At 63.8% G+C, this 13,900-nt stretch carries 15 protein-coding genes and 1 tRNA gene; 10 read left to right on the top strand and 6 right to left on the bottom strand.

The window, feature by feature from the left end; genetic code table 11:
- Positions 1 to 2: 2 nt before the first annotated feature.
- A complete protein-coding gene (locus tag Y882_RS06850; RefSeq protein ID WP_082120982.1) occupies positions 3 to 1,088 on the bottom strand; it encodes a RelA/SpoT domain-containing protein in 1,086 nt (361 codons plus the stop codon).
- 91 nt (positions 1,089 to 1,179) lie between these two features.
- Here Y882_RS06850 and Y882_RS06855 point away from each other — a divergent pair, with 91 nt between their 5' ends.
- From Y882_RS06855 to Y882_RS06885, 7 genes are all read left to right on the top strand, one after another.
- On the top strand, positions 1,180 to 1,479 hold the full coding sequence (locus tag Y882_RS06855) for a hypothetical protein (RefSeq protein WP_162207401.1): 300 nt from the start codon (positions 1,180 to 1,182) through the stop codon (positions 1,477 to 1,479).
- A gap of 22 nt (positions 1,480 to 1,501) precedes the next feature.
- Complete coding sequence (locus Y882_RS06860; RefSeq protein WP_046971160.1) at positions 1,502 to 1,729, top strand: hypothetical protein; 228 nt, start codon at positions 1,502 to 1,504, stop codon at positions 1,727 to 1,729.
- A gap of 2 nt (positions 1,730 to 1,731) precedes the next feature.
- The gene (locus Y882_RS06865) at positions 1,732 to 2,436 is read left to right on the top strand and encodes an SOS response-associated peptidase (RefSeq protein WP_046971161.1); all 705 of its coding nucleotides are present in this window, start codon (positions 1,732 to 1,734) and stop codon (positions 2,434 to 2,436) included.
- Positions 2,433 to 2,714 (top strand): hypothetical protein, encoded by a 282-nt coding sequence (locus tag Y882_RS06870; protein WP_052949757.1) that lies wholly within the window; start codon positions 2,433 to 2,435, stop codon positions 2,712 to 2,714. Before Y882_RS06865 ends, Y882_RS06870 begins: the two co-directional genes overlap by 4 nt.
- Before the next feature lie 227 nt (positions 2,715 to 2,941).
- Positions 2,942 to 3,028 (top strand) — tRNA-Leu (locus Y882_RS06875).
- Positions 3,029 to 3,070: 42 nt separating this feature from the next.
- Positions 3,071 to 3,316: a hypothetical protein gene (locus tag Y882_RS06880; RefSeq protein ID WP_046971162.1), complete on the top strand. Its 246-nt coding sequence runs from the start codon at positions 3,071 to 3,073 to the stop codon at positions 3,314 to 3,316.
- Positions 3,317 to 3,468: 152 nt separating this feature from the next.
- Positions 3,469 to 4,137 (top strand): response regulator, encoded by a 669-nt coding sequence (locus Y882_RS06885; protein WP_046971163.1) that lies wholly within the window; start codon positions 3,469 to 3,471, stop codon positions 4,135 to 4,137.
- Between the two features lie 69 nt (positions 4,138 to 4,206).
- On the opposite strand, the gene Y882_RS06890 is transcribed toward Y882_RS06885, so the two are convergent.
- Positions 4,207 to 7,416 (bottom strand): Rne/Rng family ribonuclease, encoded by a 3,210-nt coding sequence (locus Y882_RS06890; RefSeq protein ID WP_046971164.1) that lies wholly within the window; start codon positions 7,414 to 7,416, stop codon positions 4,207 to 4,209.
- Positions 7,417 to 7,757: 341 nt separating this feature from the next.
- Here Y882_RS06890 and Y882_RS06895 point away from each other — a divergent pair, with 341 nt between their 5' ends.
- Positions 7,758 to 8,798, top strand: a complete 1,041-nt coding sequence (locus tag Y882_RS06895) for an RluA family pseudouridine synthase (protein ID WP_082120983.1) — start codon at positions 7,758 to 7,760, stop codon at positions 8,796 to 8,798.
- Here the strand turns inward: Y882_RS06895 and Y882_RS06900 are convergent.
- Both Y882_RS06900 and Y882_RS06905 read right to left on the bottom strand, forming a co-directional pair.
- Complete coding sequence (locus Y882_RS06900) at positions 8,727 to 10,184, bottom strand: CPBP family intramembrane glutamic endopeptidase (RefSeq protein ID WP_046971165.1); 1,458 nt, start codon at positions 10,182 to 10,184, stop codon at positions 8,727 to 8,729. The two genes, Y882_RS06895 and Y882_RS06900, sit on opposite strands and share 72 nt — an antisense overlap.
- A 74-nt stretch (positions 10,185 to 10,258) precedes the next feature.
- Positions 10,259 to 10,600, bottom strand: coding sequence for a 4a-hydroxytetrahydrobiopterin dehydratase (locus Y882_RS06905; protein WP_046971166.1), 342 nt, complete (start codon positions 10,598 to 10,600; stop codon positions 10,259 to 10,261).
- A 138-nt stretch (positions 10,601 to 10,738) separates the two neighbouring features.
- Between Y882_RS06905 and Y882_RS06910 the strand changes: the two genes are divergently transcribed.
- Positions 10,739 to 11,347: an NfuA family Fe-S biogenesis protein gene (locus Y882_RS06910; RefSeq protein WP_046971167.1), complete on the top strand. Its 609-nt coding sequence runs from the start codon at positions 10,739 to 10,741 to the stop codon at positions 11,345 to 11,347.
- Positions 11,348 to 11,419: 72 nt separating this feature from the next.
- Here Y882_RS06910 and Y882_RS06915 read toward each other — a convergent pair whose 3' ends face one another.
- Positions 11,420 to 11,773, bottom strand: a complete 354-nt coding sequence (locus Y882_RS06915; protein WP_046971168.1) for a c-type cytochrome — start codon at positions 11,771 to 11,773, stop codon at positions 11,420 to 11,422.
- Between the two features lie 17 nt (positions 11,774 to 11,790).
- Positions 11,791 to 12,114, bottom strand: coding sequence for a c-type cytochrome (locus Y882_RS06920; RefSeq protein ID WP_046971176.1), 324 nt, complete (start codon positions 12,112 to 12,114; stop codon positions 11,791 to 11,793).
- Between the two features lie 179 nt (positions 12,115 to 12,293).
- Between Y882_RS06920 and Y882_RS06925 the strand changes: the two genes are divergently transcribed.
- The gene (locus Y882_RS06925; RefSeq protein WP_052949759.1) at positions 12,294 to 13,454 is read left to right on the top strand and encodes a glycoside hydrolase family 18 protein; all 1,161 of its coding nucleotides are present in this window, start codon (positions 12,294 to 12,296) and stop codon (positions 13,452 to 13,454) included.
- Positions 13,455 to 13,900 lie beyond the last annotated feature (446 nt).

A 13,900-nucleotide genomic window follows, 5' to 3' on the forward strand; every position in this document is an offset into this window, starting at 1 on the left:
CGTCAGTCGTCCGGGTGTCCCTTCGCAGTCTTGAGGGCATAGAGGGTGCGGGCCAGTCGCCCACCCTCGTCGTTGTCGACGATATTGGTCAAGCCCTGGGCGATCATCCCAAGGAAGTCGACGGTGTTGGAGAAGTAGTTGCGGAACGCGAACTGCACCTCTTCAGGACTCGATGCGCCCACCAGCACCACGTTGCTGTCGGGACGCTCGGCCTCGATGTGAAAGAGGGCGGCCAGGGCTCGCTTGTTCTTTGTGTACTCCTTCACCTCGAGCTTGCCTTCCCGATTAAAGATCAGGATATAGTGGGCATTTTTCGGCATGTCGACCTTGGCCACGCGCAAGGACGCAAGGCGCTTCATAAGGCCCAGCTCTGCCTCAAGGTCGGCATAGGCGCCGATGAGCGCGTTGTTACTCAACTCAGGGTGAGGGCCGGGACGCTGCTCGTGACCGCGAGCGAGGATCTCGCTACAGATCTCCATAAAGACGCCGATTCGCTTGTCGCCACGGTCGAACTTGGGCTCGCTATCGGTGATGTATCCGATCACCTCGTTCGCCGTTGCCCATGCGTGTTGGACAAGGGTGCGGTACTGCACCTCAATGAAGAGGCCTGCTGCTCGCTCCGCGTGCTTGGAGTTCACCTGGTAGGCGTAGATATCGTGGATACCCCGATACCCATTCGATTTGGGCTTGGCGATGTAGTCGTACTGGTCATCCTTGCTGCGGCGCTCGTGCTGGAAGTGCGCAGCGTGGAACCGCTGGCGAAACTCGTATAAGGCGTCGATGGACGGGACAATGAGCCGCACGCCAGCGACGTCATCCATGCGGCCCAGCTCCATCTTTGGCTGGCGCTCAAGTTTGTCGAAGATGGTCGCGGCTCGTTTCAGGCGTTGGCCAACATGGAAACCTTCGCCGGCGGCCTTGGCGCGCTGGCGCAGCGAGGCCTGAAAGGTGTTGATCACGTAACGGTGGGCACCGCGCCATTCGTTGATGACGGCGAAGTCATCGTCCGTCGCCGTCTTTTCGCGAACGCGATCGCCAGCCTTGTTCACGCGCTTGCGTGAGCCTCCGGGGAACCCTTTGCCTTCCATGCCGCCTCCGCGATTGCCAGGGCCATTGTGGCACGGTGGTCGCCGGGCCTGAGACGAGCGGGCGGTATCCTCATGCCCCATGAGCCAGGCCGTGACGATCAACTGGGAGCAGGTGCAGCTCGGCGGAAAGCCGCGTGAGCACTATATGGCAACGGTGGCAGCCCCTTTCAAATCGGTCTCGTTTGCGTCGGTGAATCAGATGCTTGACGGACAGTGGAAGGTCAACTTCACCCCCAAGGGGCGGGGGCTGCGCGAACCCATTACCTACCACGGGCCTTACCTGACGAAGGAGAAGGCCATGCAGCACGTGGAGCGCTGGGCCAAATACCATTGGCGGTCGGTACCGGCGTGGGTGCCACCCGATTCACGCGTCGGCCAGCCCCTGAACTAGGCGCCGGGTGTAACCTTTCAACATGACGATGAACCGTGACGATCTGCGACGGCTCCTGGTGGAGCTTGAGAGCCAAATCGAGCCCCTTCGCGCCGAGCACCCTGACCCCGAACACTTCTGGCCGGAGTTCGCCGAGCGTGCCGATGCCATTCGCCGCCAGGCGGATCCGCACGATTGCGATTGGGCGGCGACCTGGATCGAGGCCATGCTCGCGTTCCATGCGATGCCTGGCCAAAGTGTGGAGGCCTGACCATGTGCGGACGCTACGCCTTGTACGGCCCGGTGAGCTTGTCGAAGCGCGCGAAAGAGGCGCTGGACCGGCTCGGGCTCGACCTGGTGAGCGAGGTGAATCAGCGCGATCCGCAATACAACATCGCGCCGACCAACCGGGCGCCGGTGATCGTGTACGGCAAGCTCGGCACCACGGTGCAGGGGCTGAAGTGGGGGCTGGTGCCGTTTTGGTCGAAAGAACCGAAGATGACCTACAGCACGATCAACGCCAAGGTTGAGACGGTCGAAACTCTCCGCTCATTCCGCGATGCCTTTAAAGCGCGCCGCGCATTGGTGCCCGCATCGGGCTACTACGAGTGGAAGAAAACCGGACCCGGACCGAAGGATAAGCAGCCATATTTCATCCACGACCCCCACGGCGACCTGTCTCTCTTCTGTGGCCTTTGGGAAAGCTGGCGCGATCGAGAGAACCCCGATGGCGAGCGGCTCAACACCTTCACCATCATCGTGGGTGAAGCCGGGCCGGTGTCGCACGACATCCACGACCGGCAGCCAGTGATCCTCGAGCCCGAAGCCTGGCAGGATTGGCTCACAGGCGACGTCGAGACTGCCAAGCAATTGCTGGCCGATCGCGGTCACGCGGACCTGGTGTACTACCCCGTATCCAAAGACGTCGGTTCCCCCGCCAACAAAGGCGCCGACTTAGTAGAGCGCATTGAGCTATGACCACTGAATCGCCCGACCTTCCGCCTCCGACCGAAGAGGGGAGGCTGCGCTACGCCGGCGGCTACAACCTCGACTTTGATCCGCCGATCCCCTGCACATGCAATCGCGATTGCAAATCGCGCTGCGCTGGCGAGTGCGGCTGCGAAGCGTGCAGCCTGGCGTTCGCGGCGTACGCCGACATCTGCGGCTGGTATGGCGAAGAGCCGTTTGTTCCGACGGAGAAGCACCTGCAGCAATACCGCGACGTGCTTGGGCCGTCGAAGGGATCAAACCAGTAGCGACGTTTGCTGGCGCACAACCTGCGCGGCGATTCGTGTGGGCATTACGCTAAGTTACTGATTGCTCTATTTGTACAGCGCCCTGCAAAGCCGTGTACGCCGGTTCGATTCCGACCCAGGCCTCCATTGCGCAGCACAATCAACCCGCCACCAGGCGGGTTTTTTCTTGGTCTCCCCACTGCGGGCGCCTGTCGCACGCGTGCTAGGATGCGCATCCTTCCGTATCGGCCCGGATGGCGAAACTGGTAGACGCAAGGGACTTAAAATCCCTCACCCGCAAGGGTATCCCGGTTCGATCCCGGGTCCGGGCACCATTCGCACGATCATCGCTGCGCTTCGCACTATCGAGGGATGTCATGAGCGGCATCAGACTACTCGGCCCTTTTGAAGATCGCGTGGCGGCGCAATTGCCCGAAGGCTTTGTCGTGGGCCAGTGCAAGAGCGCCGGCAGGATCGAGCAGGGCGCGATCATCCGGGGCGTGGCTCGTCGTGTTGGCGAGCAGCAGTGGGTCGATGAGCATGGCCACGAAATGACGGTGATGGTCGAGGATTTCGACCTCGATGCGGTGGCCTTGCGGAACTGGTCAACCGGCGTCGAATAAGCTCGTCAGCGTGCTGGCGATGAGACGTGTAAGGCAATGCCGTTCGCGTCGGTAGGCCCTTATTGTGGATCTGTTTTTTAAGTAGTTCAGCTGCTTGCATTAACCCAGGCGGCGGCCTATGGTCATTAGGACAAACCCAAGGAGGGAGACTGGTGATCAAGGTAGTTTTAATTGACGATCACGAGCTGGTGCGCACAGGGTTCAGGATGATCCTGCAGCAGCAGCCGGATATTCAGATCTGCGGCGAAGCGGGAACGGCCGAAGAAGGGCTGAGACTGATCCGTGCGAAGGCGCCGGATATCGCCCTGGTGGATGTCCATATGCCCGGCATGAGTGGCATCGAGCTCACCGAACGCGTATCGCGCTCCAAGCTGGCCACCCACATCATCATCGTCACCGTGGTGGACGACGCGCGTTTTCCCAAGCGCTTGCTCGACGCCGGCGCGCTGGGCTATCTCACCAAGGGTTGCACCTCCGAAGAACTGCTCGACGCAGTGCGCCAGGTCGCGTCCGGTCGGCGCTACCTGGCTCCGGCGGTGGCACAGCAGCTGGCGCTGGCGACTCTGGACGGGGAGGGTTCCCCGTTTGATGCCTTGTCCAGCCGTGAGCTTGAAGTGGCCATGATGCTGGTCCGCGGCAAGGCTCTCACCATGATCGGCGAGCAGCTCAATCTCAGCCCCAAGACCGTCTCCACCTATAAGCAGCGTCTGATGGAAAAGCTGCAGGTGGATCATGTGATCAGCCTGGCCCACCTGATGACGATCCACGGCCTGCTCGACACCCACAACAACCAAGTGGGCAACAACCAGCCTGGCGGCTGATCTTCTTCAAAGGCAGGCACAAAAAAAGCCGGACTTGCGTCCGGCTTTTTTGTTCGGCTAAGCGCGTCCTCAACCGTGCGAGGAGGCGTCCTTCTTGACCTCGTCGGCGCCTTCCTCAGCGACCGCATGCGGTGCTGCCGGCTCGACGGCCTGCGGCTGCGACAGTGCGGCGTGCGCCAGCAGATCGCCCTGTGCGGGTGAAGCCACCGGTGTCGCTTCGGGCTCAACCAGGTGCTCGGTCTTGACCGCTACCTCGTTGTGCTCCGCGGCTGCGGGGGCGACAGGCTCAGCAACGGCAGCGTGACTGATCGTCGCCGACACCGGCTCGATCTTCGGCGACACATCGAGATGCGCGCGGAAGTCGATGGTCGTGGTGGCTTCGATCGGTGCGGCCTCGACGGTAACCGGGGTGACTACCGGTTCCACGGCGTGCGTGGCGCTCGCAGGGACGTCGGTGATCGGGCTGTGCGTCGCGGCTTCGAACACCGGAGCGGCTGTCGCCATGGCGGGTTCTTCGTGCGCCGGCGTGGCATTCGACGCTTCGCGGAAGGCTGGCGCTTCGATCTGCACATGCTCGGCGACGTGTTCCACCACGGCTTCGGCGGCCGGAATCGGCGGCAGCGTCGGCAGATTGAACGAGGTGGGCGCCACGGCGCTGATCACCTGCTCGGGTGCGTGTGCCGGTGCCGGCGGCGCGGCAACGGCAGCGGCATCTTCGGACTTGATCGGCGCCACGTCGAACGTAGCGACCGGCGATTCCTCACGGGTCGCATGCACCACGGCAGCGGTAGCGGCCGTGCTGACCACTGCGGCCGTGACCTGGGCCACCGGGGCCGGGGTCGCAGCGGGGGCGGCAGCGTTTGCTGCCTCGGACCGGTCTTCATCGTCCAGGTCATCGAAGTCCTGGCCGTCGGCGGATGCCGAAGCCTGTGCTCCGTTCTGGGTGGCGTCTTCATGACGGCGGCGGCGACGGCCACCGCGACGGCCACGACGACGACGCGACTGGCCGCCCTCGGCTTCCGCGGCGCCCGCGACGGCCGGAGCCGTATCGACAGCAACGGCTTCACCGGTGGTTTCGCCCGGAGCCACCAGGTTCTGGTTCTTGATCAGCTCGGCGTCCGCGGTGTTGGCGGGGCGCTCTGCCAGGGCATGGCTGGCTGCCGGTGCGGTGGCAACGGTGGCGGCGGTCTGAGCCTGCTGGCCCTGACCCTGCGGCTGACGCGGCTGGCGCGGCTGCTGCTCCTGGCGCGGCTGTTGCTGCTTGCGCTCGCCCTGGGCTGCCTGCTGGCCGTCGGCCTTGGGCTGCTGCTGACGATCCTGCTTGGGCTGCTGCTGGGCCTGCGGCGGGCGCTCTTGCTTGGGCTGCTGCTGGCGGCCGCCCTTGGCCTGCTGCTGGCCCTTCTGGCCCTGCTGCGGCTGCTCACGGCGCTGCTGCTGGCGATTGCCTTGCTGGCCGCCCTGAGCCGGGCGTCCGCGCTCGTCACGGCGGTTGTTGTTGCGGTTGGACGCTGCCGGTTCGGCCTTGACGACCGGGGCCGGAGCGGCCGGAGCGGCGCTACCACGGAACCAGCCGAGCAGGCGCGAGATCACGCCGCCGGCGGGAGCCGGTGCGGCAGCCGGCTGGCGCGCGGCCGGTGCCTGCGTCGCGGGCTCGGCGGCACTTTCTTCGCGCACGGGAGCCGGCGACGACGGCACGATGCCGCTGACGGCGGGCTGCTCGCTGCTGCCCAGCGCCTGGCCCATCTTCGGTACGGCGGACGCTTCGACGGCGGTGAGACGCTCGTAGCTGGGCTTGCTGTGCTCGCCCATGTCCGCTTCGCGGATGCGCTGGATTTCGATGTGCGGCGTCTCGAGCTTGTCGTCCGCCACGATGACCACGTGCACCTTGTTGCGCAGCTCGATCTCAACCACGCTGGCGCGCTTTTCGTTGAGCATGAAGTTGGCCACGGTCGGCGGGGCCTGCACCAGCACCTGGCCGGTGTTGTCCTTCATCGCGTGCTCTTCGATCAGGCGCAGGGTGGACAGCGCCAGTGACTCGACGCCGCGGATATGGCCGTGGCCTTCGCAGCGCGGGCACACGATCTGAGTGGCTTCGCCCAGGCTCGGACGCAGGCGCTGGCGCGACATCTCCAGCAGGCCGAAGCGCGAGATGCGACCGATCTGCACGCGGGCGCGGTCCAGCTTCAGGGCGTCCTTGAGACGCTCTTCCACTTCGCGCTGGTGCTTGGGGCTGTCCATGTCGATGAAGTCGATCACGATCAGGCCGCCGGCATCGCGGATGCGCAGCTGGCGGGCGATTTCCACCGCCGCTTCCAGGTTCGTGTTGAACGCGGTTTCTTCGATGTCGCTGCCCTTGGTGGCCTTCGACGAGTTGATGTCGATGGCGGTCAGGGCTTCGGTCTGGTCGACCACGATCGAGCCGCCGGAGGGCAGGCGGACCTGGCGGTCGAACACGCTCTCGATCTGGGTTTCGATCTGGTAGCGCGAGAACAGCGGGGTCTCGTCGCGGTACATCTTGAGCTTGCGCAGGGCGTTGGGCATCACCTGCTGCATGAACTCGCGCGCGTCGTTGTACAGCGATTCCTCGTCGATGAGGATCTCGCCAATGTCGTTGCGCAGGTAGTCGCGCAGGGCGCGGATGAATAGCTTCGATTCCTGATAGATCAGGAACGGGGCCTTCTGCGCCTGGGCGGCGCCGGAAATGGCCTTCCACAGCTGGAGCAGGTAATCGAGGTCCCACTGCAGCTCTTCGGCGTCGCGGCCGAGGCCGGCGGTGCGCACGATCAGGCCGACGTCGTCGGGGACGTTCAGATGCTCCAGCGCTTCCTTAAGCGCCTGGCGGTCTTCGCCTTCGATGCGACGCGACACGCCACCCGCTTTGGGGTTGTTCGGCATCAGCACCATGTAACGGCCGGCGAGGCTGATGAAGGTGGTCAGGGCGGCGCCCTTGTTGCCGCGCTCCTCTTTCTCCACCTGCACGACCACTTCGTGACCTTCCTTGATGAGGTCGCGAATGTTCGCCTTGTTGGGGTCCAAGCCCGGCGTGAAGTACTCGCGGGCGACTTCCTTCAGCGGCAAGAAGCCGTGGCGTTCGGCGCCGTAGTCGACGAAGCAGGCTTCCAGGGACGGTTCCACGCGCGTGATGCGGCCCTTGTAGATATTGGCCTTTTTCTGTTCGCGGGACGGGATTTCGATATCGAGATCGTAAAGGGTCTGGCCATCGACGATGGCCACACGCAACTCTTCACGCTGAGTTGCGTTGATCAACATACGTTTCATTGTAATTTTTCCTCGGCTTGCCGCGCGTCGCGTGCCTCGGTGGCGCCAGTCACTTCGGCGGCCTGCCGGGGATCGCGCCGCTGCGGTTAAGCGGCAAATGACGGCATCGTTCTCGGTGCCGGGATGATTCTTAGGTCGCGCCAGCCGCCCCGGGTTCCCTTGGAAACCGGACAAACGACAACCCGAACCGTTACGATGTAAGGGAGCAGCAACCGGCTGCCAAAGAGGCGACCGGCGCTATCCTCGCCGACGTCACGGGGTGGGTGTCCCGCCCCTATCCGAACTTCGGCGGGGCAAGACCAAACGCCGCCCGAGTATCCTATTTCGGCAGGTTTTATTCAATGCAGACGGTAACTTCCCCCGACGCACCTCACGGTGTGCGTCAAGTTGAGATCGGCCCCGAGCGGGACGGTCAGCGCATCGACAATGCGCTCATGACGCTGCTCAAGGGGGTACCAAAGAGCATGATTTACCGCATTCTGCGCACCGGACAGGTGCGTGTGAACGGTAAGCGCGCCAAGCCCGATACGCGTCTCGCGGCGGGCGATATGCTGCGGATTCCGCCGGTTCGGGTGGCCGAAAAAGCCGAGACCAAGGGCCCCTCGGCGGGCATGGTCTCAGCCATCACTGATTCAATCATCTTCGAAGACAAGCATTTCCTGGCCATCGACAAGGCCACCGGCATCGCCAGCCACGGCGGCAGCGGCGTCAGCCACGGCGCCATCGAACTGCTGCGGGCGGCCCGTCCGAACGAACATATCGAGCTGGTCCATCGCCTCGACCGCGATACCAGCGGCGTGCTGGTGTTCGCCAAGACCCGCGCCGGCCTTACCGGGCTGCAGGCGGCCATCCGCGACGGCTCGGTGGTGAAGCAGTACCTGTGCCTGATGGTCGGTCATCCGAACAAGGCCAAGTTCAGCGTGAACGCGCCGCTGCTCAAGTCCGTGCTGCAGGGCGGCGAGCGTATGGTGAGGGTGTCCGACAACGGCAAGCCGTCGCTGACCTTCTTCCAGGAAATGGAACAGTACCCTGGCGGCCGCCTGATGCAGGCGACCCTGGGCACCGGCCGCACGCACCAGATTCGCGTCCATGCCGCCCATATCGGCCATCCATTGGCGGGCGATCCGAAGTACGGCGACAAAGAGATCAACAAGGGCATGAAGGAGCTGGGCCTCAACCGGCTGTTCCTGCATGCGTCGCACATGAGTTTCGAGCTGGATGGTCGTTCCTATAGCTTTTCGGCGCCGATGCCCGACGATCTAAAGGATTTCCTCGACGTTCTGGCCGTGAAGGGCAACAAGATCCGTCGTCTACTGGAAAAAGCGCGCGCTCACCTCGAGCGAACGCAGGAGATGGCCGGTAAGCCCACTTTCCACAAGTAGCGCGCTGGCGGCGTGGGCCACGGCGATCGGCAGCAGCCGCGGCGAGCGCATGAAGCTCCACGCCCACCAAAGTTCGGCGGCCAGGCACAGCTGCATCAATGAGCCGTTCGGGGTGTGCAGCAGGCCGAACAGAGTGGCCGTGACCAGCAGGATGGCTGGGCGTGGCAGTCCGGTGCGTTCCAGCCGTCCCATGACCAGGGCAAGCATGGCCCACTGTTGCAGTAGCGCCCAGGCCAAATAGGCCGCGATGTGGCGAGCATCAAGATGGAGCAGGTGGTGGCCGTCGGCCAGCGTCAGCGCGAGGGCGACGGGCAAAGGTAGCAGGGGATAGATCCAGTCGGACCAGGTTCGTCCGAACCAGCCCCATTCCACTGGCCGCCGGCGCCATTCGCTCTGGCCGCCATAGATCAGTGCCGCCAGAAAGGCGGTGATGCCCGGGATGGATGCGCCGGGCCCCCAGCGCAGTCCGGCAATCAGCCAGAGCGGGCCGAACGCAATCGCGGCCACTTCGGTCCACGGCCGCACCACACCGGGACGCTGGCGGATGGCCAGCCAGACCAGCGACGCGAGATAGAGTGCAGCCACGCCGGCGTCGAGCCAGGTCGGCATGTGGTTCGAGGTGGCGCGCGGCAGTGCCTGTCCGAATGGAAGAACGACGGCGGCCGGCCAGTATTGGCGTACCCGGTCCCGCCACAACAGCATGGCTTCCGCGGTGGCGCCTTCCGGCAGGCGGATCACCGGTGTCCGGTAGCCGGCCACTTGCCGGGCTGCGGGTGTCCAGTTGGCCGATGATTCGGAGCCGGGCAAGCGGATGTCGGCGGTCTGGCGGTCGATCGTTGGCGGGAGTTTGGCCGGCTCAGGCGTGGCCAGTGCGACCGAGTGCAGGGCCAGCGTCGCGCCCGCTGGCATCGTCACCCTCAATCGCAGCAGGTAGGCCACTACGTCCGGGGCTTGGCAGGGCGCCCCATCGACGGTTCGCCACGCCTCGTTCGCCAGATCGATGGATAGCGTGGCCGCGCTGGTCGGAATCATCGCCGCGCGATCGGCGGCGCAGGGCGTTCCCGACTCGGTCGACTGATAGCTCACGTCCAGAACGCCCTCGCGGTTACCCTGCATATCGACGCGCAGCAGCGGCCAGTGGGCGAGATCGACGGGAACGGCCAGTGGCAGGCCGACTTCAAACGGCGTGCCGTCGCGGCTGGTGATCACCAGGCCATGGGGCATGGCCTCGAGGTCGGCCGCGCCGAACACGCGGCTGGCCACTAGGTCGGAGGGTTGGCGCAGCTGCCATTGCCACAGCGGCTTGCCAGCACGCAGCGTCGCGACATCGTGGCTGGCCTGGTGAATCAACTGGCCGCGCGTGATCCAGCCGGACAGCGCGGCCATGCACCACAGCAACACCGCCACCGCTGCGAGGAACCCCGCAACGGGAAGCAGGCGCAGCGTGGGGCGCGTAGAGGTCAACGCTCGAGCAGAACGTCGACGCGCGCCGCGCAAATGATGTCGTTCATCGACAAGCCGCCGACATCGTGGGTGGACCACAGCAGCTGGCAGTGGCCGTAGCCGGCTTCAAGATCCGGGTGGTGGTCCTCTTGATTGGCCATGAAGCCAACCGCATTGATGAAGCCAAGCGTGTGGTGAAAGTCAGGGAACTTGAAATCCTTGACGATGGCCTTGCCGTCGTCGGTGACTTTCCAGCCGGGCAGCACGGCGAGCAGCTCCTTGAGCTTGGCGGCGTCCAGCGCGTGTTCCTTGCCCTTGCGCGGCGTGCAGTGCTGGCTGGCGAGTTGGCTGAGGTTCATGGCGAATCGTCCGTCGTGAGAGAAAGGTGCGAAGCGTCGAAGCTACGCCAGGAAAAGTCAAAGCCGGGCAGGCGACGCAAAATAGGACTAAAATGGTGCTGTATTCCCGGCCAGGCCGGTGTTTCAGCTGGAGTAGACATGATCGACATTTCAGAACGCGCGCAGCGGCACTTCCTGCGCCTGCTTTCGCAGCAGGGCATCGAAGGGCTGAGCATCCGCCTGCGCGTGACCTCGCCGGGTACGCCGGCGGCCAATTGCGAGCTGGAGTTTGCCGAGCCCGATGAATTGACCGGGCAGGAATGGACCATCGTCTGCGATGGTTTCGACTTCAACGTGGAAGGCGACAGCGCTCCGTGGCTGGAGGGCGCAAGCATCGATTTCGAGCCGAACGCCACGGGCGGCCAGCTCAATATCCGCGCGCCGCGCATCAAGGGCGAGATCCCGGGCGAAGAAGCCGGCCTGATCGAACGCGTGCGCTATGTGCTCGAGGCCGAGGTCAATCCGAAGATCGCCTCGCACGGCGGCCGCGTGAGCCTGCTGGAAGTGAATGCGAACGGCGTGGTGATCCTGCAGTTCGGCGGCGGTTGCCACGGTTGCGGCATGGTCGATGTCACGCTCAAGCACGGCGTGGAAAAGACTCTGCGCGAACGCGTGCCGGAAATCACCGAAGTGCGTGACGCCACCGATCACAGCGGCGGCAGCAATCCGTACTACAGCAAGAAGGAAGGCCAGTCCGCGCTGGGTTGAGCGACAGCCGTCTGGACGTCCAAAAGAAAAGGCCCGCGCGATGCGGGCCTTTTCTCTTATTGCGGGTGCGGCTTACTTGTCGCCCTGGATATGACCTTGCAGCGTATCGAGCTTGGTCGGCAGGCTGGAGAAGTAGGCGGCGACGTCCTGGATGTCCTGGTCCGACAGCTGCGCCACGAAGCCCTTCATGATGGCGTTGTCGCGCTGGCCGGTCTTGTACTCGTTGAGGGCCTGCTGCAGGTACATGTTGTACTGGCCGGCCAGGCGCGGGTACTGCGGATCGATCGAGTTGCCGTCGGTGCCGTGGCAGGCGAAGCAGGTGGCTGCCTTCTGCTTGCCGTTTTCGATATTGCCGGCAGCCAGCAGCTGGGTGGAAGCGAACGCCAGGACGGCGCCGAAGGAAAGCAGGGTGAGTGCACGATGCATGCGTTCGGGTCCTTGGCTTACTTGGCGAGGCTGGACAGGTAGGCGGCAATGTCCTGGATGTCCTGGTCGGACAGACTCTGCGCCTGGGCCATCATGGTCGGATGCTTGCGCTCGCCGGCCTTGTATTCGTGCAGTGCACTGATGATGTATTGCTGGTTCTGGCCGGCGATGCGCGGCACCGGATAGTTCGGGTACGCGTTGGCGTAACCGGGCACACCATGGCAACCATTGCACGTATAGATCAACTTGCGTCCGGCAGCTTTATCACCCTCGGCATGCACGCTGGCAGTGGCGAAAAGAGCTGCGGCCACGGTCAGGCCAAGCAGTTGCAGTCGAGTCATCAGCATCGTCCCCACGATTCCGGCTGGTACATGGTGAAAGTCTCGGAAGTATAGTCGTAGCGTTCACGAACGGACAACATGTCGCAAGCCACTGATTCCAATCAGTGCAAGGCTGCACAGTAGGGGGAGGGTGCAGGCGCGCCCCTGCGCTGCGCAACGTCACACGCAAAGGACCGAGCATGAAAGAAAGGCTGGAAAATGCGGGAAATTGCCGCGGCCTGAAGGCAGCGCTGACGATGGCGATGGCCTTGGGCGCTGCATGGAGCGGGGCCCAGGCCCAGGCCGCACCCCCTGCGGCAGATTACCGCATCGTCGGCTATGTCTCCGATGCCCAGCCGCTGCCGCCGGTGAGCGCACGGAAGCTCGACGTCATCAACTATGCGTTTGCGAAGGTGGACGCCAAAGGGGATGTGCAATTCCCCAGCCCCGTCGCAAGCCAGACGCTGGCGACCTTCACCGGTCTGCGCAAGATCAATCCCAACCTCAAGATCATTGTCTCCATCGGCGGCTGGGGCGCGGACTATTTCTCCGATGTGGCCCTGACCGCCGACACGCGCCAGCGCATGGCTGACAGCGTGGCCGCCTTCATCGAGAAATACGATGTGGATGGGGTGGATCTGGACTGGGAATATCCGACACTGGCGGGCCCGGGGATCAGCCATCGCCCTGAGGACAAGCGCAATTTCAGCCTCTTGCTGGAAACGCTGCGCGCTCGCCTGGACAAGCTGGGCGCTGCATATCAGGGTCGCCATTATTTGCTGACCATTGCTGCCGCCGACGGAGAGTTCGTGGCGGGCATCGAGCTGGAGCGCGTGTCGCGCTCGCTCGACTGGATCAACCTGATGACCTACGACTTCCACAACAGCTTGACACCGACCACCGGGCATCACGCCGGCCTGCATCTGGCCGATGTTGCTCCGGCAGACGATCGCGCCGGCGACAAGGCGGTGGCGCAGTTCCTTGCGGCGGGCGTGCCGGCGAAGAAGCTCAATCTTGGGGCGGCGTTCTACGGGCGTGAGTTCGCCGGTGTCGATCCGGCGCACGATGGCCTGCAGCAGAAGTACACCAAGTACGCGGGCAGTCCTTCATGGCAGGAGTTGGTGACCAGCTATATCGACAAGAACGGTTATGTGCGGCACTGGGATGCGAAGGCGCAGGCGCCTTACTTGTGGAATGCCAAGACGCGGACGTTCGTTACCTATGAGGATCCGCAGTCGTTGCGTGCGAAGGCGGGTTTCGTCAAGGCCAAGGGGTTGGGAGGGGTGATGTATTGGGAGCAGAGTTTGGATCGCAATGAGGAGTTGCTGGGTGTGTTGGATGAGGCGTTGGATCATCGCTGACTTCGCTCTTCATCCTGGCGCAGAACTCACTTGCTCGTCATCCCTGCGAAAGCAGGGATCCAGCGACTTTGCGCTTCGATCGTCGCGATACCACGATCTGGCCGCCTACGCGGCGGGCGTTTCGAACGGCTGCCGCCGCTCGAGTCACTTTTCTCTTGCTGGCCCAAGAGAAAAGTAACCCAAAGAGAATGGCCTAAAACGCCCGCAGCATTGTGTTGGGATAAGCCCGAACGCTTGAGGCAGGCCGTCAGGGGGCAACCTCCGAGGGCACACAGGAGGTACTTCAAAGCGCTGCGCAACGCGCCCGAATCGCTGAGGATTTAAAGCGATGCCTCGCTTCGCATCGGCTTTAGGTGTCCCTTCCGACATTTGCCGAGCCTGCTTGTCTGTGGGAGCGCACCCTGTGCGCGACAGCCACGCTGCGGCGTACCGCTCCGTAGGCTTGT

This window comes from Dyella japonica DSM 16301, from assembly GCF_001010355.1.
Lineage (GTDB): Bacteria > Pseudomonadota > Gammaproteobacteria > Xanthomonadales > Rhodanobacteraceae > Dyella > Dyella japonica.